This is a genomic window from Cycloclasticus sp. (assembly GCA_040743155.1).
GTDB lineage: Bacteria > Pseudomonadota > Gammaproteobacteria > Methylococcales > Cycloclasticaceae > Cycloclasticus.
Map to the genome: position 1 here is coordinate 546243 of JBFLJU010000001.1, position 22814 is coordinate 569056.

At 43.2% G+C, this 22814-nt stretch carries 27 protein-coding genes; 13 read left to right on the plus strand and 14 right to left on the minus strand.

Annotation, left to right across the window (positions count from 1 at the left end; translation table 11 throughout):
• Nucleotides 1-71: 71 nt before the first annotated feature.
• From AB1Y31_02690 to AB1Y31_02700, 3 genes are all read right to left on the minus strand, one after another.
• Nucleotides 72-356, minus strand: coding sequence for a hypothetical protein (locus tag AB1Y31_02690; GenBank protein ID MEW4982075.1), 285 nt, complete (start codon nt 354-356; stop codon nt 72-74).
• A 354-nt stretch (nt 357-710) separates the two neighbouring features.
• The gene (locus AB1Y31_02695) at nt 711-1598 is read right to left on the minus strand and encodes a TIGR01777 family oxidoreductase (GenBank protein ID MEW4982076.1); all 888 of its coding nucleotides are present in this window, start codon (nt 1596-1598) and stop codon (nt 711-713) included.
• A gap of 37 nt (nt 1599-1635) precedes the next feature.
• Nucleotides 1636-1866, minus strand: a complete 231-nt coding sequence (locus AB1Y31_02700) for a DUF2789 domain-containing protein (protein ID MEW4982077.1) — start codon at nt 1864-1866, stop codon at nt 1636-1638.
• Nucleotides 1867-2085: 219 nt separating this feature from the next.
• Between AB1Y31_02700 and AB1Y31_02705 the strand changes: the two genes are divergently transcribed.
• From AB1Y31_02705 to AB1Y31_02725, 5 genes are all read left to right on the plus strand, one after another.
• A complete protein-coding gene (locus AB1Y31_02705; protein ID MEW4982078.1) occupies nt 2086-2613 on the plus strand; it encodes a YaeQ family protein in 528 nt (175 codons plus the stop codon).
• Between the two features lie 92 nt (nt 2614-2705).
• Entirely contained in the window at nt 2706-3704 is a 999-nt protein-coding gene (locus tag AB1Y31_02710) for a rhodanese-related sulfurtransferase (GenBank protein ID MEW4982079.1), read from the plus strand.
• On the plus strand, nt 3701-4018 hold the full coding sequence (locus AB1Y31_02715; GenBank protein ID MEW4982080.1) for a c-type cytochrome: 318 nt from the start codon (nt 3701-3703) through the stop codon (nt 4016-4018). The genes AB1Y31_02710 and AB1Y31_02715 overlap by 4 nt, the downstream gene beginning before the upstream one ends.
• A 12-nt stretch (nt 4019-4030) precedes the next feature.
• A complete protein-coding gene (locus AB1Y31_02720) occupies nt 4031-4756 on the plus strand; it encodes a methyltransferase domain-containing protein (GenBank protein ID MEW4982081.1) in 726 nt (241 codons plus the stop codon).
• 15 nt (nt 4757-4771) lie between these two features.
• Nucleotides 4772-4954 (plus strand): hypothetical protein, encoded by a 183-nt coding sequence (locus AB1Y31_02725; protein ID MEW4982082.1) that lies wholly within the window; start codon nt 4772-4774, stop codon nt 4952-4954.
• Between the two features lie 18 nt (nt 4955-4972).
• On the opposite strand, the gene AB1Y31_02730 is transcribed toward AB1Y31_02725, so the two are convergent.
• Nucleotides 4973-5620 carry a DUF2490 domain-containing protein gene (locus tag AB1Y31_02730; protein MEW4982083.1) on the minus strand — a complete coding sequence of 216 codons (648 nt, stop codon included), beginning with the start codon at nt 5618-5620 and terminating at the stop codon, nt 4973-4975.
• Between the two features lie 220 nt (nt 5621-5840).
• Here AB1Y31_02730 and AB1Y31_02735 point away from each other — a divergent pair, with 220 nt between their 5' ends.
• Genes AB1Y31_02735 through AB1Y31_02755 form a run of 5 tightly spaced genes read left to right on the plus strand, consistent with a single transcriptional unit; the run spans nt 5841 to nt 9972 of the window.
• Complete coding sequence (locus AB1Y31_02735) at nt 5841-7295, plus strand: aminotransferase class V-fold PLP-dependent enzyme (protein ID MEW4982084.1); 1455 nt, start codon at nt 5841-5843, stop codon at nt 7293-7295.
• Between the two features lie 43 nt (nt 7296-7338).
• Nucleotides 7339-8367, plus strand: a complete 1029-nt coding sequence (cysK, locus tag AB1Y31_02740; protein MEW4982085.1) for a cysteine synthase A — start codon at nt 7339-7341, stop codon at nt 8365-8367.
• A gap of 17 nt (nt 8368-8384) precedes the next feature.
• Nucleotides 8385-8804: a glutaredoxin domain-containing protein gene (locus AB1Y31_02745; protein ID MEW4982086.1), complete on the plus strand. Its 420-nt coding sequence runs from the start codon at nt 8385-8387 to the stop codon at nt 8802-8804.
• Nucleotides 8805-8818: 14 nt separating this feature from the next.
• Entirely contained in the window at nt 8819-9421 is a 603-nt protein-coding gene (locus AB1Y31_02750) for a hypothetical protein (GenBank protein MEW4982087.1), read from the plus strand.
• 35 nt (nt 9422-9456) lie between these two features.
• Nucleotides 9457-9972, plus strand: coding sequence for a hypothetical protein (locus tag AB1Y31_02755; protein MEW4982088.1), 516 nt, complete (start codon nt 9457-9459; stop codon nt 9970-9972).
• 15 nt (nt 9973-9987) lie between these two features.
• Here AB1Y31_02755 and AB1Y31_02760 read toward each other — a convergent pair whose 3' ends face one another.
• From AB1Y31_02760 to AB1Y31_02770, 3 genes are read right to left on the minus strand one after another with little or no spacing between them, the layout of a single operon-like run.
• A complete protein-coding gene (locus AB1Y31_02760; GenBank protein ID MEW4982089.1) occupies nt 9988-10524 on the minus strand; it encodes a DUF924 family protein in 537 nt (178 codons plus the stop codon).
• Nucleotides 10525-10533: 9 nt separating this feature from the next.
• Entirely contained in the window at nt 10534-11736 is a 1203-nt protein-coding gene (locus AB1Y31_02765) for an MFS transporter (protein MEW4982090.1), read from the minus strand.
• A gap of 27 nt (nt 11737-11763) precedes the next feature.
• Nucleotides 11764-11979, minus strand: a complete 216-nt coding sequence (locus AB1Y31_02770) for a GDCCVxC domain-containing (seleno)protein (GenBank protein MEW4982091.1) — start codon at nt 11977-11979, stop codon at nt 11764-11766.
• 279 nt (nt 11980-12258) lie between these two features.
• Between AB1Y31_02770 and AB1Y31_02775 the strand changes: the two genes are divergently transcribed.
• Nucleotides 12259-13572 (plus strand): HD-GYP domain-containing protein, encoded by a 1314-nt coding sequence (locus AB1Y31_02775; GenBank protein MEW4982092.1) that lies wholly within the window; start codon nt 12259-12261, stop codon nt 13570-13572.
• A gap of 187 nt (nt 13573-13759) precedes the next feature.
• Here the strand turns inward: AB1Y31_02775 and AB1Y31_02780 are convergent, their stop codons facing one another.
• From AB1Y31_02780 to AB1Y31_02800, 5 genes are all read right to left on the minus strand, one after another.
• A complete protein-coding gene (locus tag AB1Y31_02780; protein ID MEW4982093.1) occupies nt 13760-14164 on the minus strand; it encodes a DoxX family protein in 405 nt (134 codons plus the stop codon).
• A gap of 345 nt (nt 14165-14509) precedes the next feature.
• Nucleotides 14510-14872 (minus strand): hypothetical protein, encoded by a 363-nt coding sequence (locus AB1Y31_02785; GenBank protein ID MEW4982094.1) that lies wholly within the window; start codon nt 14870-14872, stop codon nt 14510-14512.
• Nucleotides 14873-14942: 70 nt separating this feature from the next.
• Nucleotides 14943-15620 (minus strand): pirin family protein, encoded by a 678-nt coding sequence (locus AB1Y31_02790; GenBank protein MEW4982095.1) that lies wholly within the window; start codon nt 15618-15620, stop codon nt 14943-14945.
• Nucleotides 15621-15793: 173 nt separating this feature from the next.
• The gene (gene rssA, locus AB1Y31_02795; GenBank protein MEW4982096.1) at nt 15794-16723 is read right to left on the minus strand and encodes a patatin-like phospholipase RssA; all 930 of its coding nucleotides are present in this window, start codon (nt 16721-16723) and stop codon (nt 15794-15796) included.
• Nucleotides 16724-16778: 55 nt separating this feature from the next.
• The gene (locus AB1Y31_02800) at nt 16779-17273 is read right to left on the minus strand and encodes a VF530 family DNA-binding protein (protein MEW4982097.1); all 495 of its coding nucleotides are present in this window, start codon (nt 17271-17273) and stop codon (nt 16779-16781) included.
• Nucleotides 17274-17401: 128 nt separating this feature from the next.
• Between AB1Y31_02800 and AB1Y31_02805 the strand changes: the two genes are divergently transcribed.
• Complete coding sequence (locus tag AB1Y31_02805) at nt 17402-19669, plus strand: peptidase U32 family protein (GenBank protein ID MEW4982098.1); 2268 nt, start codon at nt 17402-17404, stop codon at nt 19667-19669.
• 111 nt (nt 19670-19780) lie between these two features.
• Here the strand turns inward: AB1Y31_02805 and AB1Y31_02810 are convergent, their stop codons facing one another.
• On the minus strand, nt 19781-21241 hold the full coding sequence (locus AB1Y31_02810) for an NAD(P)/FAD-dependent oxidoreductase (protein ID MEW4982099.1): 1461 nt from the start codon (nt 21239-21241) through the stop codon (nt 19781-19783).
• Between the two features lie 268 nt (nt 21242-21509).
• Here AB1Y31_02810 and AB1Y31_02815 point away from each other — a divergent pair, with 268 nt between their 5' ends.
• A complete protein-coding gene (locus AB1Y31_02815) occupies nt 21510-22400 on the plus strand; it encodes a pseudouridine synthase (GenBank protein MEW4982100.1) in 891 nt (296 codons plus the stop codon).
• 110 nt (nt 22401-22510) lie between these two features.
• Here AB1Y31_02815 and AB1Y31_02820 read toward each other — a convergent pair whose 3' ends face one another.
• Nucleotides 22511-22795 (minus strand): DUF3297 family protein, encoded by a 285-nt coding sequence (locus tag AB1Y31_02820; GenBank protein MEW4982101.1) that lies wholly within the window; start codon nt 22793-22795, stop codon nt 22511-22513.
• Nucleotides 22796-22814 lie beyond the last annotated feature (19 nt).

Here is a 22814-nt window from a genome sequence, read left to right on the forward strand (position 1 = left end):
GCGCGGCTTTTTGCGCGTCCCAGTGAGCGCAGCGAACGAACTTGATGTTTTTGTTAGGCATGGACTTGGTTTTATTCATTTTCAGTGCCACGATGGTCAACTGTAGGAATGCCTTTGAGCAACTCGACTAATTCAGAGCGATTAACAATTATCTCGCATAGTTTTTTGGGCTTGTCGTTACTACCGTTGGTCATTACATCCAAACGCATATAATCGGTACCGCCGCCTGTTAAGTCGGTTGCTATTGGAAATTGAATCCATCGCTCAGAAATTTCACATCTGAGTACTTTATTCTCACGGTCTTCCTTCTTTTTTCTTTTAGAGCGGAAGCCACCATAAATAACGTTATTCGTCATTTTTTTCCTTTGTGTATGCCTAACTTGTTATTAACAGGAATCATAATTCCCTTTAATGTCCTTATATAGTGGGCACATAATTCCTGTTAATACGCGAATAAAGCATAAAGCGGGAATTTAGCGGCGCAATATAGTCTTAAAATAACATAGTTGGCGCTAACCATTTATTGGTTTTTACTGCTTTTGGTTAAGGGTGGTTTTGATTGACTGAATAGCTAGGCTTTTTTTGTCTAAAGACAGTTTTTTTGCAAAAACCTGAAGTGTTCCGAGTGAATTCTACTTGTTTAAATAGCAAGCTGAGGCAATGCGCTCACTAGTTTGAAATGCTCGATGTTTTATCCGATAAAGGGGGGCTTATACAACGTTAATTAAAGCCTCTTCTAATTCTTTATACTTAAACTGATAACCCGAATTTAAGGCTTTTGTAGGCAGTATTTTCTTACCAGCCAATAATAATTCTTCGCCCATTTGGCCCATTAATAGTTTTATTACAAACGCTGGCATGGGGAAAATACTGGGTCGCTTTAGTACTTTTCCTAAGGTCGTTGTAAAGAATTGATTAGTAACGGGGTTAGGCGATGTGCCGTTAATCCCGCCGTTTAAATTATCGTGCTGTATGCAGTGCAAAATAATACCCACTAGATCATCGATATGAATCCAAGGCATCCAATGTTTGCCTTGACCCATTCTTCCGCCCAAACCGAGTTTAAAGGGTGGCAACATTTTACTTAATGCGCCGCCACCTTTGCCCAGCACAATGCCGGTGCGTAGCAAACAGGTACGTATTCCAAGGGCTTGTGCTTGTAGCGCGGTGGATTCCCATTGTTGGCATAATTGGCTAGAAAAGCTCTCGTCTCCTTGCGCCGACTCATCAACATAATCATCCGTTTCGCCGATGCCGTAATAACCAATGGCAGAACCGCTGATAAACACCTTAGGTTTGTGCAGGGTGGTTTTAAAATAGTGAATAAGGTTTTGGGTGATATCTAGCCGACTGTTAATGATGCGTTGTTTTTGTTTGTCACTCCAACGCTTATCGGCTATGGGTTCACCGGCCAAGTTAATAACAATATCAAAAGTAGCGTCGCTTGCTAATTGCTCAAGTTCACTAATGCCTTTTAGCGGTGCTTTTACCGCGTCTGGCTGTCGGCTCAATACGGTTATGTCGTGCTGATCTTCCAGTAGGCGAGAACAAAGAACTGAACCGATAAAGCCCGTGCCACCTGTTATTAATAGTTGCATAGGTTTATCCGTGATGTTGGTAGCTGCTTTTGGGCTGTCAGCGTAACATTGCATCCAGTTGGTCGGCTATTTCAGCCCAATCGGCATCGTCATCTTTTACTTGCTTTAAAAAAGAGGCTTGGGCGGCGTTCCAACATTCGGCGTTGGATAGTTCTGTACCATCTGGCAACGGCTTGTTGCTGCGGATGAAGTCGTTAATTTTTTCGCTTGAACTGTCTAAGCCTAATTGGTCAAATAACGAAGTGAGAGAATGAATAGGTGTTTCCATTACGGCCTCCGGTTATTTACGTTTGGTGTTGAATCTAATATACACCCTAAAAGGAAAGTATGCGTTGGGCGGGAGCAAAGTTTCTGGTAATACGACAAAAGTGTCTCAGCCTTCAGGGCGAATGCGACGATAGGGATACAATCAGCATGCATCTTTTTGCTAAACTAAGCGTCGTTTTTAACGCCGCCTTCCATTGTTTGTAACATTAAATCCCCTTTTATGGCCATTAGCTCAACCATTAATAAAGTATCGCTCAATATCTCTAATATGGACTCTCATTATTATGCGAGCCATGACTTAACCATAGCGCAGCATCCGTCAGAAAATGATTTCCGATTTATGATCCGGCTGATTGCATTTATGGCCAATGCGCACGAGCGGCTTAGTTTTACCAAGGGTCTATCAACGGACGATGAGCCAGAATTGTGGCAGAAGTCACTAACCGGTGAAATTGAGCTGTGGATTGACTTAGGCCAGCCGGATGAGAAACGTATACGCAAAGCGTGTGGGCGAGCAAAACAAGTCATTATTTATACCTACCACGAAGGCAAAGCCTCGGTTTGGTGGCAGCAGCAACGTGAGAAGCTGGCGCGTTTCGATAACCTTACAGTAGTGCATATTGTAGTGGATGGGGTAGAGGCGATGGTTAAGCGAACAATGGCTTTGCAATGCAGTATTCAAGACGGCGAAATGTACTTGAGCGATGATGATTTAAATCAAGATATTCGTTTAGACGTGTACCGATAGTGACTCGTGTGTTTTAAACGTAAACTCAATTTGCTAAAATAGCGCTTCTAGGCACTGGATTTACGTTCCAGCCAGCTAACCAAAGGAAACCTATGAAAGATCAAGACTACGTTGTTTGTGCGCTCTACCACTTTGTCCGTTTGGACGATCACACCTCTTTAAAGCAGCCCTTACTCAAGCTAATGAACCATCACGGTATTCGTGGCACATTATTATTAGCAGCAGAAGGAATTAACGGCACGGTAGCGGCTAAACGCAACGCCATTGATCATCTATTGCAGTGGTTAAGAAATAAAGACGAATTTAAGGGTTTGGTGCATAAAGAATCGTATGTCGATGCACAGCCATTTAACCGTACCAAGGTTAAGTTGAAGAAAGAAATTGTGACCATGGGTGTAGAAGATATCGACCCGAATGATATTGTTGGCACGTATGTAAAACCCAAAGATTGGAATGCACTGATTACCGACCCCGATGTGTTATTGGTGGATACGCGTAATGATTACGAAGTGGCGATTGGTACATTTAAAGATGCGTTGAACCCTGAAACAGAAACCTTTCGTGAGTTCCCCGCCTATGTTGAAAAGAACCTCGACAGCACAAAGCACAAAAAAGTGGCGATGTTTTGCACTGGCGGCATTCGCTGCGAGAAATCCACGGCGTATTTAAAACAACAAGGCTTTGACGAGGTGTACCATCTAGAAGGTGGTATTTTGAAATACCTAGAAGAAGTGCCGCAAACAGACACGCAATGGGAAGGGGAGTGTTTTGTATTTGATAACCGTGTGTCGGTCGATCATAACTTGGAAAAAGGGCAATATGATCAATGCTATGGTTGCCGCATGCCGATTACAGAAGAAGATAAACTACACGCGCATTATCAACAAGGGATTAGCTGTCATCATTGTTTTGATAAAACAGACGAAGAGCAAAAAGCGCGATATATTGAACGTCAACACCAAATCGAGTTGGCTAAACAACGTGGCGAAGAACATATTGGTGGCGAAATGAGTGACTTGATTGATCAACATCGTCAAGAAAAGAAAAGAAGAGAAAGAAGCAAGAAGCTCGAGCGGAGGAGCATTAAATGAAAATATTATCGATAGCACTGATTTTGTTATCAACAACCTGTTTTGCCAATGACTATCAGCCAACGGCTGGCGCGAGTGGCGCACAAATGTTTAGTGAAGCTTGTGCCGCCTGTCATGGTGATGATGGTACCGGCAAGTTTGGTTTGTTTTTTGATTTAAGCACGTCAACATTGCTTGACGCTCAGATGAAAGAAACGATCCAGCAAGGTGGTTTGATGATGCCTGCCTTTGCCAATATTAAAGGCAAAGAGTTAGATGTATTGGTTACTTATATTCGGTCTTTAGGTCGAGTTATTGCTGCTAAACAAAAATAGGGTTATTGGCAGATGCTAATAGATCCTAATAAAGACCCTATCGGTTCAGCGTTACTCGATTTTTATCAAACATCCGACGACACGGCTATTCAGGTCAATATGGATATCGCCGAAGCGGACGTACTTGCACCGAGTTATTTTTTCAGAACGTATGATGAATGCCCAGCGTTAGAGCAAATGGCCTTGCAACGTGCCACGGGGGCGGTATTGGATGTGGGCGCTGGTGCGGGTTCGCACGGTTTGTTTTTGCAAGAAAAAGGGCTTAATGTCACGGCCATTGATGTATCACCTAAGTCGGTAGAGGTGATGAAAAAGCGTGGCTTACAACAAGTAGAGCTGGTTGATTTCTATGACTTGTCAGCAGGGCCGTTTGATACATTATTGTTTCTAATGAATGGCATCGGCTTGGTCCAGACCTTAGATGGTTTTGACGAATTTTTTGATCACGCGCGAACACTGCTAGCCCCAAAGGGACAAATCTTGTTGGACAGTTCTGATTTGATTTACATGTTTGAAGAAGATGATGGTTCGTATCTGATTGATCTTAATGATAAATACCACGGTGAAGTGGAATTTGATTTGTCATATAAAGAGATACAAGGCGATCCCTTTAGTTGGCTGTATGTATCAGAAGAATTATTGATTGATGCGGCAGCAGATAATGGCTTTGACTGTGAAATACTTCAAAAAGGCCCACACTACGATTACCTCGCAAAATTAACGATACGGGATAATTAATAAATGGAGTTTAAAATGGATACGCAAGACAACATTAAAGTGAGCATTATTGATATAAAAATGCCGTTTTTATCAATGGTTATTTTTTTAGTGAAATTATCAATTGCGGCGATTCCGGCCTTCATTATTATGTCGATTGTCGGCAGTTTTCTTTTTGCTGTTTTTGGAACGGCGATGCACTCAGGCATGCGCTTTTAACAGCCGTATTATTAAATCTTAGAACTTAATATGTAAACTCACAAAAGGCCCTTCTGCGTGTGAATTAGCTTCATTTACAAAAATATTCATATGGCTAACGTTAAGGATAATATTGGGTGTAACGGGCCACTTTATGCCTGCGGTAAGAATAGTGAGTGTTAATTGGCGTTGCTTGAAATCATAAAATGGCTCAACTTCAGCGTAGGGAATGAGGTGAGTGCCAGCAATAGTGGTTGGGCGAGATAGATTGAGAGTAGGGCGGTAACGAAAGCCACTCGATAATTGACCCATTCTATATTCAACACGAGAACGGTGCATTAAACGCCAGTCGTTAAACTTGAAGGTATAACTGAGTGATCCCCTTAAACGATGATCCTCAGTGTAGTTGCCATCATCTTGTTTTGGAAAATAACCAAAATACCCGGCCTGCCAGACAACCCCCGAGTCCATTTTTTTAGCCACACCCAAGTAAGCAATTTCACCGGCAAATTCTTCGTGAATGTCTCCAGCAGCAGCAAGCAATGTATGGCCGCTAGTGAGTGTTTTTGAAGCAGAAATTGTGAGAAATTCTAGGTTTTCTGCTTTTGCATAATGACTGACACAAACAAACGGAATAATCAGCAGGGTGAATCTTAGAAAAGATTGGAGCTTTAAAGGAAGAGGCATTTTTTTAATTGTGTGGTGTGTAGCTAACGCTTGTTGGTATATTTTAGTTTAAATGCTGCGCTGCCGCAACTCGTGATGTCTATACCTATATGAGGAAATGGCTTGTTTTGTGATGAGAAATGAGTTTTTTAGCTGTTGCGAATCAGTTGCCAAAAACCGTGGAACAAATATTGGCCGGTGGTAAAGTACTGTTTTGAGGCTAATAAGGTAAAGGGTTTTGATGTACGAAGAGCACGCAGAATGTAACAACCTGTCGAGTTTGTTGGCTCAGTTGAGTGAGTCACTAGAGCAATACCAACGTTTTGAACACCCTGATGCAATGGCGAATGTGGAACGTTGGAAATCGGCATTGAGTGGGCCTGTTCCAAGCCAAGGCATTGGAGCAGAACAGGTAATTGCTGAATTGGGTTTGCACGTTATACCGAATGGCTCCCAAATTGCTAAGCCAGGTTGTACGTCTTACATTACAACAGCGGCTACGGATATGGGTTCTATTGCAACTTTGGCTGGCATAGTAGCGTCACCACAACGTATAGGGATGACGGCCTTTAATCACTTAGAAGGCTTGGCACTTCAATGGCTAGCACAGATGTTTGGGCTAAGTGATGGTATGCAAGGTGTCTTCAGTAGTGGCGGTTCAACGGCGAATTTAATTGGCCTAGGCGCAGCAAGGCAATCGGCCTTTGAACGTATAGGCATGGATCCGGCCAGTGATGGATTGCAGCGCGCTTGTAGAGTCTATGCAACTGAGCAAAGTCACCATACGATACACCGTGCGGTGAGTGTGTTGGGCATGGGGCGCAATGCGATGGTGCATATTGGGATGGATAATATGACGCGGCTTTGCCCCGATGCATTAAGAAAACAATTACTCGAAGACAAAAAACTAAATGCAGTGCCGGTTGCTATTGTTGCGAATGCAGGCAGTACCAATACGGGCTCGGTTGATCCGCTACAAGAAATTGGCGAAATAGCGCGTGAGCACAATATTTGGTTTCACGTGGATGGTGCCTATGGTTTACCGGGTACCTTGGACCCACAAGTACATAATTTATATAAAGGCCTAGCATTAGCGGATTCAGTGACGGTAGATGCCCATAAATGGTTAGGTGCGCCGGTCGGCATCGGTGCAACGTTTGTACGTGATTACGATGCGCTTCAGCATACCTTTACGCAGGGCGAAGCGCACTATATCGCAACGACAACGGTCGAAGCTCAGCACGTAGAAAACTCGATGGACGCCATTGGTATTCCTTATCATGACTTAGGTGTTGAACTGTCCGCGCCAACGCGTGGAGCCATTGTCTGGGCGCTTATCCGCGAGATAGGCGTTGACGGTCTTAAGAACCGTATATGCCGACATAACGAGATGGCACGACGTGTAGCAGAGCAAGCAAAAAAACACCCTAATTTAGAGTTGGCGTTGGAACCTACGTTGTCGATTTGTTGTTTTAGATATGTGAATGAGCAAGCGACAGACCTAAATGCGCTGAATAAAATGATTCATCGGCAGCTAATGAAAAATGGCGTGAATATCCCCAGTACCACGATGGTCGGTGATAAGCTTGTTATTCGTCCTTGTTTCTTGGGCGCTAGAACAGATTGGCATCACGCTGATGATTTGGTCAACGAAGTGGTTGAGATGGGTGATAAATTAATATTAGAGGTCAGCTAAATAAACTGAGTAAGTCTGTATAAATAATAAAGGGAGACGGATGATGGCTAAACGCTATGAGAATATTTTAGAAACGATCGGTAATACACCGGTTGTACGAATCAATACATTAGGCCCTAAGGGCGTTAATATTTTTGCCAAAATCGAAGCTTTCAACCCGATGGGGTCGGTAAAAGACAGGCTCGCGTTAGGGGTTATAGAAGATGCCGAACGCCGTGGTGAATTAAAGCCAGGGCAAACGATTGTAGAGGCAACTAGCGGCAATACTGGTATTGGTTTAGCAATGGTTTGCGCGCAAAAAGGCTACCCACTAGTCATTACAATGGCAGAAAGTTTCAGTGTGGAACGACGCAGACTAATGCGGTTTTTAGGTGCAAAAGTAGTGCTCACACCCGCGGCTGAGAAAGGTACTGGCATGGTCAAAAAGGCCGTAGAGTTAGCTAAAGAACACGGTTGGTGGCAGTCTAAACAATTTGAAAATCCGGCAAATGCGGAAATTCATATGCAGACGACGGCGGTGGAAATTTTGGATGATTTCGCTGATACCACTCTAGATTATTGGGTGACGGGGTACGGCACAGGCGGGACATTAAATGGTGTTTCCAAGGTATTAAAAGAAAAAAGTCCAAATACCAAAATCATTGTGTGTGAACCGATCAATGCTCAATTATTGGGCAGTGGTATTCCGCAAGTAGAAAATGAAAGTCATCCTAATTTCACACCCCATCCGATGCAAGGCTGGACGCCAGACTTTATTCCAAAATTGACTAAAGAAGTGGTTGATGCCGGTGGGCGTATTGATGAGTTGTTGCCTATTGATGGAAACGTGGCGATCAAGTGCGCTAAGGATTTAGCCGTTAAAGAAGGAATCTTTGTTGGTATTTCAGCTGGTGGAACACTCGCGGGCGCGTTGAAAGTGGCTGAAACGGCTCCACAAGGTGCGAATATCCTCTGCATGCTACCTGATACGGGCGAACGCTACCTGTCAACGCCGTTATTTGATGGCATATCAACCGATATGAGCGAAGAAGAACTCAGCATTTCACAGTCGACAGCTGGGTTTCAATTTTAGCGATACGGTGAGCTCTAATGGAGGCTAAAAGCGAGGGGAAAAAGCCCGCCGCTGCTGAAGAACTAGCGGCCTGTATTAACGATGCAAAAACACCCATTGTGATGTTTTCGCTCGAGTGGTGCGAATTTTGTTGGGCGGTGGCTAAGCTCTTTGTCGAATACGAAATACCTTACCGTATCATCAACTTAGACGCCGCTGAATATGTCGACAATGACCGTGGTAGAAACATTCGTTTAGCACTTAACAAAGAGACCACATGGAACACGTTGCCGCAAATTTTTATTGGTGGTGATTTTGTCGGCGGCTGTATGGATATCTTTACTGAGTGTAAAAACGGTAAATTACAGGAGCGTTTGCAGCGCTTAGGTATTCCTTATAATCAGGCTATAACAACCGAGCCAACGAGTTTCCTACCGGCTTGGTTGCACCCACGTTAAGGGGTTACGGCAAGGTGCGGGTTTCAATTGACACAAATGAACTCGGTACAGGGGACATTATTTTATTCTCAGGAATTGATGCGTACAGCAAATTGGTTAAAGTGGGTACGCGAAGTAAATGGTCTCACGTTGGGCTTATTGTCGACCCGCCAGAGTATGATTTTCTAACTATCTGGGAGTCCAGTATTCGGCAAGATACCTTAGATATAGAAACGGGACTTCACTCAGAGGGTGTGCGACTCGTTTCATTTCATGACAGGGTAAGGGCCTTTGAAGGTGAGATATCAATCCGAAGGCTACAGGGTGACATTTTAAATGAAGAACGATTACGCTGTTTGGTGAACCTGAGAGAGGAATTAAGAGGCAGGGCATATGAACGCAATAAGTTTGAGCTATTAAAAGCCTCTAGCGATGGTGCGTTTCGTAATAAAGCTGAAGACCTTACATCATTGTTTTGTAGTGAATTGGTGGCCGAGGCGTATCAACGGCTTGGTTTGTTAACAGAAGAGAAGCCTTCTAATGACTATGCGCCGGTGGATTTTTCACACGCAAGGATGAGGTTTTTACGAGGAAACTTTTATCTCTCGGAAGAAATTAAGTTTAGCATTGACGTTTAGCTTGTCACTAAAGGGCTAAATAAAGGAGGTTAAAAATGTATGGATTAACACTATCAGATTGGGCAGATCTTGCCGAAATAATTAGTGCTACGAGTATTGTAGGTGGTTTGGTTTTTGGCCTGTACCAAATAAAAAACATGCAAGAACAGCAACGCGACACGATTGCGATCAACCTTTCGCAGGCCTTTTATGATCAAGACTTTTCAGATGCCATTGCCTTATTACGAGAAGTGCCTGATGGCGCTTCATTGGCTGAGATTAGTAAATTAGGTGCGGAATATTCACATGCAGCTGTTACCGTCTGTACATCTCTTGAGACGATGGGCTTACTCGTTTATAAGCGAATTGCACCGCAGGAATTTGTGTTGGATTTAGCGGGCGGTATTGTAATGACAATGAATCGGAAGTTAGCCCACTGGTTACTTGATATGCGGGTTGAACTTGAACAACCCACTTTTGCCGAGTGGTTTCAATGGTTTGGTGAGCTGGCAGAACGAGAAAAAACAAAAGGCACGCCAGCGTATATTGCGCACCGTGATTGGCGAGCATAGCTTGTTTTATCTAAGTTAAAAGCCAGAACCAGGCAGCGTTAGAAAGGCTAACTCTTCCTCGGTCGATTGTCGGTCTAGTATTTTATTTCTGTGGGGGTAACGGCCAAATTGATCGATAATTTTCTTATGTTTAAGCTCAAAATCATAATTCGTTTGAATGCCATTTTTTTTGTATAGCGCGAGAGCAACGTCGTGAATTTTTCTCGATTCACTGTGCATATAAGGAAGGTAAAGAACACCACGCTGGAGCTGGCTTAGTTCTTTATCGGCTCCACTAGAAACAGCCTCTTGAGCCAATGTTAGTGCCAATGAATCATTGGCGAAAGCAAGCGCTGAATCCCTAAACATATTCCGAGAGAACTGATCTAGAATGATGATTTCAGCCAATCGGCCCTGTGCCGATTCTCGCCACGGGTAAAGTTCACAACGGCTTGCTTGCTGGTGAATCGCCGAGTACTTTTTAGTGATTAGCCGATCAAATGCATCATCCTTTTGCCACCATAATTTCTGTTCAATTTGGTTAAACCAAAAGTCTAAAATTTCTTGCTGCATGTTGAATAGCTAAATGCTTTCCTTCACCGTACTTGTCATTGTTTTTGTCTTTACCCAAACCAAACTAAAAGAGATAAAGATCAGCGCCGGAATAATACCAAGGTTTACCAACTCCCAACCAAATTGAAATTGGATGAGTCCAGCAGAAAGTGAGGAAAATGCGGCGCTAGAAAAGACGATAAAATCATTCAACCCTTGAACCTTTGCTCTCTCTTCTGGGCGGTAGGTTTCTGTCAGTAAGGTGGTGCCACCAACGAACAAAAAGTTCCAGTAAATGCCCAATAATACTAGCCCAAACCAATAATGAGTCAAATCATGCCCCGACACATTGACTGCGATAAATATAAAGCCAGTGAGGACACCCATTGCAAGCACACGGTAGACACCAAAGTAGCGGATTAGGTAACCTGTAAAAAAGGAGGGTACAAACATGCCAAGTAAATGCCACTGAATAACAAAAGCGGTGTTCTTGAAGCTGTGCTCGTGCCCCATCATAGCCAATGGTGTTGCCGTCATCACTAGGGACATAACGCCATAACCGAACATGGCGCAAATAACGGCAACGATAAATTTCGGTTGTTTTGCGATAACGGATAAGGGGCGAGGTGCGCGGCTTGGCGCTTCCTTAATATCTTCGTTTTGAGTCGGCTTTAAAGAAAGTCCGCTCAAGGTGAGCAACATTAAGAGATAAATGCCAATGGCAGCAGCAAAACTCCCTGCAAACTGAGCGTCTGTAATCCAGTCTTTGGACAAGCTGGCGAGGTTTGGGCCGACGAAGGCCGCAATGATGCCGCCAAGCATCACAAAAGAAATGGCGCGACTTTTATATTCAACGGCAACACTGTCGGCGGCGGCAAAACGAAAGTAGTTCCCCACGCTATTAAAAACGCCAACGAGTCCAGTGCCTAAAACAAACAGCCAAAAACTTTGAATAATAATAGCGTAACTTGCGACTGCGCAAGCAGTCATACCAATTAGCGTTGCAAGCATGAAACCCTTTTTCCGTCCCAATTTCTCAAGTATCAATGAAGAGGGGATGCTGCACGCCATGATCGCAATAAACATAACGGCTAGTGGTAATGTTGCAAGCGACTTATCATCAGCTAACGAATAACCAACCAGTGCCGCACAGGTAACGATCAAAGAGACTGAGCTGACCATTAAGCCTTGGGCAATGGCGAATAAAGGGGTGTTTCTTAAAAATGATGTCATGTATTTAGTGAGTGGTTTATTGGTGCTTTAGTCAGCTGAACAAGTACCTTGTTGGATCGGTGGGCAAGGCACAGACCCATAAGAGCAAAAAACGCAGCAGTCGCCTTCAGATGGTTTGAGTAATGCGCCACAGCCTTTGCAATCATAAAACCACAGGCAGGCTTCTGTTGACATGACTTCCGTTTCTTTATGCCCACAGTGGGGGCAAGTAAGAACAGATTCTAATATGATCTCTGTCTTCATATAAACATTATAGGCGTCTATCAATTTATCACCAACCATAAAAAATAGCGGTTGGAAGAAGGCTTTCTTAGCTATGCCAATGGTAGTGAGGGATGGGTTGTGCGGTTCGATGGCTCTTAAATTTTCTATTTAGATCAAGTAGTTGTGACCTACCGCTAAGAATTGAAGCATAAATCAACGGTGCTGCTGAATTCCCCGAGTATTAATTTATACTTTCGATACTAATTTGAACGTATTTGCATGATTTAAAAAGCGTTTAAGAATAATGAAAGGAGTATCATGATGATCGCTTGGCTTCTAAAACTTTTCGGTAAAAAAGCACCCTCGAAAGGGGAAGTGAAATTCTTAGCTGAGTCAGAGCTAACCTATGTTCGATCGGAAAATCTACAGCCGGGTATGTACGTTGCTGAACTAGATCGACCTTGGCTTGGGTCACCGTTTAAATTGCAAGGCTTTAATATAACGACAGAGCGTGAACTTAAAGCGCTTCGAAATTTTTGCTACTACGTTTATATCGATCGTGCTCGGGAAAGCAAACTAAGCCTGTCGGCAAAGAGCAGAGCCGTTAATAACTCGTTAGTCTTTGGCAAAACGCCAAAAAAAACAGGGTCATTTGAAAAAGAAATCAATAATGCAACCAGTAGCTACCGTGCGACGGGGCAGTTGGTTTCTGACTTCATGCAAAAAGTGAAGGAAGGCGGCAGTATTGATACAGCAATAGCGAAAGAAGCCGTCGCCTCATCAGTTAATAGCATTTTGCAATCTCCAGATGCTCACTTATGGCTCACCCAATTAAAAAACAAAGACGAATACACGGCGCAACACAGCTTAAACGTTAGCATGTTATCCATTGTATTAGGTAGGCACATAGGGCTTGCTGAGCAAGACCTCAAGAACCTTGGACTATGTGGGATGATGCACGACATGGGTAAAATGCTGATACCTTCAGCCATTTTGAATAAACCGTCCGAGCTCTCATTTGAAGAATCGGAGATCATGAAAACACACACGACCTTGGGCGCTGAATTATTAAAATCTAGTAGCAACATGTTTCACGGCGCAATAGAAACAGCATTAACACACCATGAGCGGGTCAAAGGGCAGGGCTACCCCCAAGGACTCAAAGATTCGGGGGTTTCGTTTTACTCAAATATCGTTTCAATTGTAGATACTTATGATGCGCTGACCAGTGATCGGGTTTATAAAAAAGGCTTAACCCACCTCGAAGCTACGCAGGTTCTTTATCAGCAAGCCGGTGAGCAATTTGATCGGCCATTGGTGAGTAAATTTATTGAGAGTTTAGGTGTTTTTCCGCCGGGCTGTTATGTTCAATTAAGCGACAATCGAATTGCTTTGGTGCTCGAGGCAAATGAAGAGTCAAAACTACGCCCGAAGGTGATGACCATTATGGATCGCTATATGAACCCGGTTAAAGAAGTGGTAGTTAACCTGGATAAAGTACTGACGGATTCAACAGGAAACCCGCTGCGTATTCAAAGTATCATTGCGCCAGAAACATTTAATATTGATCGAGAAAAGCACTTCCAAGAAGGCGTTATCAGCAAAGGCTTTGAAATGGCGGTTGCTTGCTAAAGATAGTCGAGTATTAAATGCATTTGTTAAATGCAGGCAAGGCTCCGTGTGTTTAAAGGCGCTGAGTCAGCTCCAAATTATTTAGAACCTTAGCGGTTGGCGCAGCGGCCATAAAGGCGAACAGAAGCGGTGTGTTTTAGCTCGGTGTTGATTCGCTTGTATGGCAAGTAATACCAAACGTTGTTACTTAATCTGGTTTTATTGCAAACTGGCCACTACCGAGCAGCGCAACAGAAAATCCGCCAAGCAAATAAAATGCCTGCAACTCAATGGCCCAACCGCCATGTTGAGTTAAACTAAGAAGCTCCCCTGAATGCGCTAGAGCAACAGCAAAAAGCATATTGACAGCTACAATTAAACCGCCTATTCGAGCGTAGTACCCGATTATAAGCATCAACGGCGCAATGATTTCACCTATATAGACTCCGTAGGCAAGAGCTGCCGGTAATTCAATGCTAGCAAGGTTATTGCCGATAAACTCCAATGATTCTGGGTGCATTATCTTAGCTATGCCATGAAAAAACATGAGGCTACCGACAGTAATGCGTACGGTTAGCTTGCCCAATCCATCACTGTAATTTTTATCAATCATGCTACACCCTCATTGTTGAATTAATGGTTCCTTACCTAACGGTAAAACTCACTTGTAGCAAAAGCATGACGACAATAGGAGTGGCGCTTTTGCTATCTAGTGGAGTGAATGAGCGGTTTTTTGTTTATAAAGTTTAACCTTTAACACCTGACTGGGTGGATTTTAAGGTAAACACAGAGTCGCTCTTATGTATATCTCCGTAATTCATGCATATGATCCTATAACAATAGACACAAATTTTCAAAAAGGTTAACGCTACGCTAAAGGCGGCCCTTTTAATGAGAGAAGGGGTGATGTGGAACCCTAAAATGATTTAAATAGTAGGATTGACACTATAGTCACTTGTTAAGTACACGATGGTTTGCCTTCACTTGCTTGTTTTGAAAGACCTTTAAGGCTTTGTGTAACCCATGTGCCATCGGTTGTTTTAAACCTTACTAAATCATGCGTTTCTAATGCTTTATTTTCCCTGAAGAGTGCTTCAACGTTGTTATTAAAGTGGTTAATGATTTCTTTGTTTTGACACAAACATGCTGAATGTTCATGGCCAGATTCAAGACAAGCCATAACTGAAGAGGAAACTTTATCTAGATTTGATTGAATAGTATTTAACTGTGCCACTATATTTGGATTTTCAATTAACACTTCTTCATTTGCAAAAGCGAGACTGGTAAACGCCAGTATGTAGATAAATATTAATTTTTTCATACGCCTCCTTGTGGATTTGGCGTTTAGGTTAAGACGCGCGAGCCTTTTGCGCGTCGTACATGGAACATTGTTAGCGCCTTGTGTGAATTATAATAAGTTGCGTATCATCTTTAGCTTTGAACTCTAGCCTGTCATCCCGTATTAAGTCACCATCTTTGACGATCTGTCCATTAAGTATGCCCGAGCCTCGCGTTATATATGCCATGAAAGGTGTGCTTAGAGATATGCTTTTACCTTCTGAAACAATGCCTACATCGATCAATGTATGGCTATTCAATGTGGTCTCTTGTCCGGCTTCTCCACCGTACACACGCGTTAACTCTCCATCTTTAGGTGAATATAATTTATACCCAGCAGCTTGTCCTTGTTGTTCGGGTAAAACCCAGAGCTGTACCATTCGATTTTCGGCGTCGTCTGGGTTAATTTCGTTATGGGAGAACCCTTCGCCACCTGCACGTTGTGCCTGAACATGATGGTTTTCCATCTGCTGCCCATGCTCAAGCGAACCCTCATGCATAATACGGCCTTCTACCATCACTGAAATTACATCAATTTCTTTATGGCTATGGAGTCGGGTCTCACCTTTAGGTAAAAACTTTGCATCGGCCAAATAAACAAAATTCCCTATACCATCCCATGCTTTACTCGACTTTTTATCACCAAACAATCGCGTGTCCGTAACAAGGCGGTGCTCTCGAAGTCCAGCAAACCCTCCTTGCTCTATATCACTTCTGTGTAATATTTCCATAACCTCGCCTCAATACATTAAATGTTATTAACCAATGGGGTTAAATTTGATTGATTTCCTTTTTAACTATTCAGTGCCCATAATTTATTTGTCGCTTCACAAATTTCATCTATTTTTTTATTGCCGCTTTTGCCTAAGGCCTTACTCACTTGCAGGTCAAATGGAGTGCTCGGTCAGGCCATATTTATTACATGCTGTATTTCTGGCAGCATTCTCTGAACACAGTCATAACCCTCATCAATTGCTTCTTTTGCTCGATAAAACTCTAATAGACCAATGTGAGCAAGCTTTGGAGAAAGTAAAATATCAGGAGGGTCACCGGCCATGCGACTTCGTGTGATTCTGTCTTGCGTAATATTAACTGAGCTAGCAATCGCTTCGAACAAACTTGGTGGCTGGTCTTTCGTTTTTGTTGTTGAAAATACCGACGATGTATAGTCAGAGACTAAGCCCGTTATTTTTCCAACAACGCCGGTCTCTTGATTTTTTGAAATTTTGGGGTTTTGAAGGTGTTTTCCTACAATATCTCCGTTTAAATTTACGGCTATAACAATGTCTGCACCGAGTGCACGGCAGACAGAAACTGGAACAGGGTTTACAAGCCCGCCATCTACAAGCCATTTGTTATTGTTTTTAATAGCAGGGAAGAGCCCCGGCAAGGAAATAGATGACCAAACGGCCTCTAATATAGACCCCTTTGTTAGCCATACCTCTCTTCCAGTATCTAAACCTGTTGCTACTGTGGCGTATTGCTTGTCAAGGTCTTCTATTAGCGAACCATCAGTAGCGACGTATTTATTTAAAAAATGGTGCAGCCTTTCAGTATTAACAAAACCATTAAAGGACGTGTTGATTTCAAAAAACCGAGCCGTCTCAAGTTTGCTTAGAGAACACACCCATCTTTCTAGTTTCTCAAGGTTATTTGATACATAAGAAGCGCCAACTAATGAGCCAATGGAAGTACCGCAAACAATGTTGGGTACAATTCCCTGGTTAGCTAGGGCGTTGATAACGCCTATATGCGACCATCCACGAGAAGAGCCACTTCCAAGTGCTAAACCAATATTCATTTTTTTATCATCATGTTGCCGTATTTTCTTCACTAAGTTCCTTGAGAATAAAAATCAAGCTAGCCGACTCCTTAATTTACTCTCGGTTTTATCTCCATTTTGCCCACGGGTCTTCATACTCCTCAGCAGGTGACTGTGCAGAATCCAACGGTTCGCGATTATGCTTTCTGTAATGATGACTGTTTCGGTTGTCCGTGTGCTTATCTTGATTATATGCAGCCGCTTTCGTTACACGTTTCAGGCGTAATTGATCAGCATCTTCCAAACTTAACTCGGCAGGCTCTCCTGGAGTTTGATCTAAAGGAATAATTCGATCCCTAGGAGGTAATGAAAACTGTTCGGAAGAGACCTTAGGCAAGTTTTTAAACTCATACAAATAGAACGCCTCAACCTTTTCACATGCCCACGTCGTCTTTTTAAGAAACTTAATGCTAGACGCTATACTCGGATTGGTCTTAAAGCAGTTGATATTTAAATAAGCAAAGAGAATCTCAAAACCGTAGTGGTCTACTATTTGAGTCAATAAATTTTTTAAACTAAGGCCATGTAGCGGACTATTCTTGTAATCAATTTCATTATTCATATTAATATTCAGTAAAGCGGGGGAAGGGCATATATTATACCTTTCTCCACACATGCGATATAGAGCAGCAACGGACTCAAAATACCGTAAAATGTGCGTTTAATGTTGCTTATGATCGTATTAAACAAATGAAGAATAATAGAGTTGAATTGTTGGCCCCAGGTGGTAATGCGGAGGCGATTAAGGCCGCCATCGTTGCTGGTGCTAATGCCGTGTATTGCGGTTTAGATATGTTTAATGCACGTAACCGTGCCACGAACCTTTCCTTTGATGACTTGTGCGGCGTTTTACGGTTGGCACATAAACACCATTGTCAGGTGTTTTTAACGCTCAACGTGGTGATTCTTGAGCAAGAAATGCCGGCGTTAATAAAACTGCTAAACAAACTGGTTAACATCAATCTGGATGGCATTATCGTTCAAGACTTAGGTGTATTTAATCTAGTTAAAAAGCATTTCCCAACACTCGACATACACGCCTCCACTCAACTAACAACGCATAATGAGGGGCAAATACAATTCCTTGGACGAATTGGTGCAACCCGCGTTAATTTATCGCGTGAGTTGAATTTGCAAGAAGTGAAAACGCTAACAAGCTTCGCGCATGATCATAATGTGTTTACCGAAGTGTTTGTGCACGGCGCATTGTGCATCGCGTTTTCTGGCCAGTGTTATTCAAGCTCTGTTAGCGTAGGTAATTCGGGAAATCGTGGCCGTTGCAGTCAAGCGTGCCGTGATGAATACGAAACCACCGCAACGGGGAACAATTTTCCGCTTAATTTAAAAGATAATTCGGCCTATTTTGACCTGCCGGAGTTGCTGGATGCCGGTGTCGATTCGCTAAAGATAGAAGGGCGCATTAAAGGGGCGCATTACGTCTATACCGTCGTGGACAGTTGGCGTAAGCAGATCAATAAATTCGTAGAAACAGGGCAATTATTGGCAGACGATTCAAATTTACATAAAGTCTTTAACCGTGATTTCACCAATTCATTTTTAAAGGGTAATCTAACAAAAGACATGTTTATTGATAACCCTCGAGACCACAGTGTTGAACACGCGGTAACAAAAAGCCAAGCCGTTTCTATCCCGCAAATTCACAAGGCTAAGCAAAGCCTTTATGACGAAAGGAATACACTGGGTGATGAATTAGCCGATAAAATTAAAGACTTAAGCATTGCCAAGCAATCGCTAACGCTGAGTTTCTCAGGGCAGCTTAATGAACCCTTAGTGCTGACACTGCAAGTAATAGGAGACAACGAGTTAGCTGCGACCTATGTGATTGAGTCCAACGCGCCATTAAAAGAAGCAACGCAATCGAGGCTTGACCCAACGGCAATAAAAAAACGTTTTAAAGGGTTTAATAATGCACGATACACAGTGGAGTCAGTTGATTTTGACGGCTTGGCAGAAAACTTAAGTCTCCCATTTAAAGAACTGGCAGAAATAAAAAACAAAGCAAGCTTCATACTCAATGATTCAATCGAGGTTGTGGCCAATGTGGATGTTCCAGCGCTGGTTAACCATCCAAAAATGCAGACGGATAATAAACCGTCTATGTCGGTGCTAATAGCCGATGAAAAAGACCTGCACTTGTGTGACATGACCGATGCCGATATTTACTTCAAGTTACCGGAAAGCTTCAAAAAAGGCTGTACTAAGTATATTGATCTGCTGCTGCAAAACCCGCGTTTAATCCCTTGGTTTCCAGCTGTTCTTATCGGTAAGGACTATTTAGAAGCGGTTAAAGTGCTTGAGCAAGTAAAGCCCAAACGTATTGTTAGCAACAATACTGGCATTGCCCATAAAGCCTTTGAAATGCAAATAGATTGGATAGCGGGACCCTTTTTAAACACCACCAATTCTTACGCCTTGTTAACGCTACAAGAAGAGCTTAATTGTTCTGGTGCGTTTATTTCTAACGAAATTAACCGTATGCAAATAAAAAATATAGCGCGACCCAAAAACTTTAAATTGCTATACAGCATTTATCACCCGATTTTAATGATGACCAGTCGGCAATGCTTTTTCCAACAAACCGTGGGTTGTAAAAAACCGAGTATAGAAGATGGCTGTATGCTCAAGTGCCAAAAGGCAACAACCATTACCAATGTAAAAGGCGTTTCATTTGCTATTGATAAGCAAAAAGGCGGTTACCCAAGCATTTATAATGATGAGCAATTCTTGAATTTGGATGTCGTCAACGACTTATCTGAAATGTTTGATGAATTCTTTATAGACCTAACTAACATAGGGGCAGGGTCAAAAGCAGAGCAGAATAAAGCACAGCTCATAGAATACTTTGAACAAATGATAGGCGGGAAAAACGGCGCGAAGGTGCAACTTAATCAAATGATACCGCTGTCCACTATGGCTCAATATAGCCAAGGACTATAGCTATAAAAAAGGGATTAATTAGAAAATAAAGCAGTCTTTTTAGCTGCTCTTGGATAAAAGGCTAATGTTCTCTTTTATTCTGTTTTAGGCATGAGTTTGATGTGGTTATTATTAATTCAGCTCATGTTCAGCTTTTCTCTTTAGGCACCGTCCTCTCGGTTCGTTGCCCTCATAAAGCACGATGTCGGAATGCAAAAACTGTGCAGCCTCTGCTGAGTCTTTCACTTTTTTAGCACTGCGTTCTAACATGTCTGATTCAAATTCAGTTAACACACTTTCTCTCACGCCTACTTCCCTCCATTGGGATAAAGGTCTACATCCTTTTTTGATCCCCCGAGCCAGCGCCAGCGAATCTAGCAGAGCTTGATTGGCTCCCTGTCCTTTGAACGGGCTCATCGGGTGAGCCGCATCTCCAATCAGGGTCACTTGAGCTGCTTTTTGCAATAGCTCTGGCTCAAGTGGTACTCGGTCATACACAGGGTAACCAGATACCTGAGCTTCCAGCGTAGCGGCTAAAATCTGAGGAATGGGATCGTGCCACTGACATCGGCGACGCGCTTCTTCCTTCAATGCTCCGGCTCCTTGAGCGCTTAATGCCTTAGCCTCTTTTTCTGCCATAGGGAAGCTAAGTTGCCACATCACCGAGGTTGACGAATAAGGCATCATGTAGATCCGCTCATGGCCATTGGCGGTTTGGAATACCGTGGCTGAGTCCAGCAAAGAACTGTCAATACATTTAATCTCTTCTAAAGGACAAATCCCTAAAATCACAATACATCCTAAGTAACATAATGGAGAAGCCTCTTCACCAATCAACAACCTCCTGACTGAGCTACGAATTCCATCTGCCCCCACCACAAGGTCCGCATTGGCGCTCTTGTTGCCACCCTCTACTTCAAAGCTCAACTCTACAGCTTTACCCTGATGTTCTTTAAACGCCACCAATTGATGCCCCCACTGCACGGCATCATCTCCACCTAGTTGCTCAAGTAAAGCTAAGCGTAAGGACTGTCTAGCGATATGCACATTCGTACGCTTCGGTGTCGTTTTCGCATCTGACGGCCCCCACTTTCTAGTGCCCCATTCAGCGATTACTTTTCCATCGGTAGAATGAACTAGGTGCCGAGTTGAAATGACACCGTCTTCTAACGAGAAAATGCCCAAGCCTTCGATTGCTCTACTGGCTTGTTGCAAAGTGAGCCCATATCCTTGAGAACGTGCATCGAAGCCGCTATCGCGTTCATAAAGAGTAAAAGGAATGCCGCGGTGAAAACAAGCCACGGCGAGAGCCACGCCACCAATTCCAGCACCAATGATAGCAAGGTGAGGGTAGTTCTCTTTATCCGTTAAAGGGGGCGTATCAGAATGAACCAATCCAGAGCCATTACATTTTAAGCATGAGGCGAGGTGACCTTTAGGGCGAGCGGGAGGCGACCCTTGGCTATTTGCTTTTTCAAAATGCTCCAGTTCCCGCTGGTAGCGGAGTTTTACTTTTTTGCGGAGCCTTTTGCTTTTTTTGCCGTGGCCCTTACATTCCAGACAAATAGCCCAGTGACTCTGTTCGTTTTTCACCTTGTTCACCTGACCTTTATTTAACCCGCCATCGGTTCCAATGTAATAAGAAAAGCTCCGCCAATACGGCTGACGTTGATCGTTAAGTTGTGATTATAACGTTGCAGGAAAAGGGGATGTTAATAACCGCTATCACTTGCTTTAAATTTTGTCATCGAGCTAACTTGTTTTATTAAAGTCCATTAAAATGACCCCATTAAATTCTAATAGCTGAGCCTACTTAATAGCAGCATTAAATCCTGCTATAGTCCAAAATTTGGAGCACTAAATGGCCATTTCCGAGCACCCCTCAAAACTGAGTTTGCCGCAGACTAACCCCGGTGTTGCCACCGTGCTGGAATACCTGATCATTAAATTCCCCTATGTTGATGCCAAGATTTGGCAACAGCGAATGGCCGATGGCAAAGTACACTGGCACGACGGCTCGTTGATAACGACGCGATCGCCATTTAAACCGCAACAAAGGGTTTATTATTACCGGGAAGTTGACAGCGAACCGAGTATCCCCTTTGAGGAAACCATTTTATTCCAAGACCAGCACATTTTAGTGGCCTATAAGCCTCACTTTTTAGCGGTAACCCCTGGCGGTATTTATGTGAATGAATGTTTGCAAAACCGCTTGCAACGGAGCACAGGCATTAAGGCCTTACAACCGTTGCACCGCTTGGATAGAGTGACAGCTGGCTTGGTTATGTTCTCTGTTAACCCGAGCAGCCGCCATCGTTACCATCATTTATTTGAAACACGACAAATACACAAAACATACCAGGCCATTGCCAAAATTAGTCACGGTGAAAAGTTGCTTGCTCAGGAGTGGGACATTAAAAATCGTATCGTGCAGGGCGAACCACGTTTTCGCATGCAGGTGACCAAGGGGGAAGCCAATAGTCATTCTGTGATTCGATGCTTGCAACAATCAATTCAACATGCGTTATTTGAATTAAACCCCGTTACGGGTAAAACCCATCAATTACGCGTTCACATGCAGGAGCTGGGCTGGCCTATATTGAATGACAAATACTACCCAAAACTACAGCCACTATCAGCAGATAACTATTCAGCGCCATTGCAATTACTGGCAAAGGAACTTCAGTTTGTGGACCCAATAACTCAGCAGCCAAGAAGCTTTAGCTGTGACAATAACTTATTGCTGGAATGAGGCAAGTACGCCGTTGATCTTTAGCAGTCGGCTTGATGTTGTTAGATATTAGTAATAAAACAAGCGGGCTGGGTTCTTGATATAGGGGTGAAACAAGAAGGGCGAGCTAGTTAACGATAAAAGGCTTCAACCGTTCCTTTTAGTTTTATCAGAAGCGGCTGCCCTCGACGATCCACGGCTTTAGGAGAAGCGATTTTTACCCAACCTTCACTGATGCAATACTCCTCAACATCGGTACGTTCTTTGTCGTTCAGCTTAATGCCAATATTGTGCTGCTCGAAGATCTCTGCCACATGATGTGGACTACGGGGGTTACCAGACAAGCGATCAGGTAAAGAGGGTAGCGATTTAGTATCATTCATATTAATATCAGCATTAAATAACAAGTGTGCCATTGTAAGCAATATAGACCTG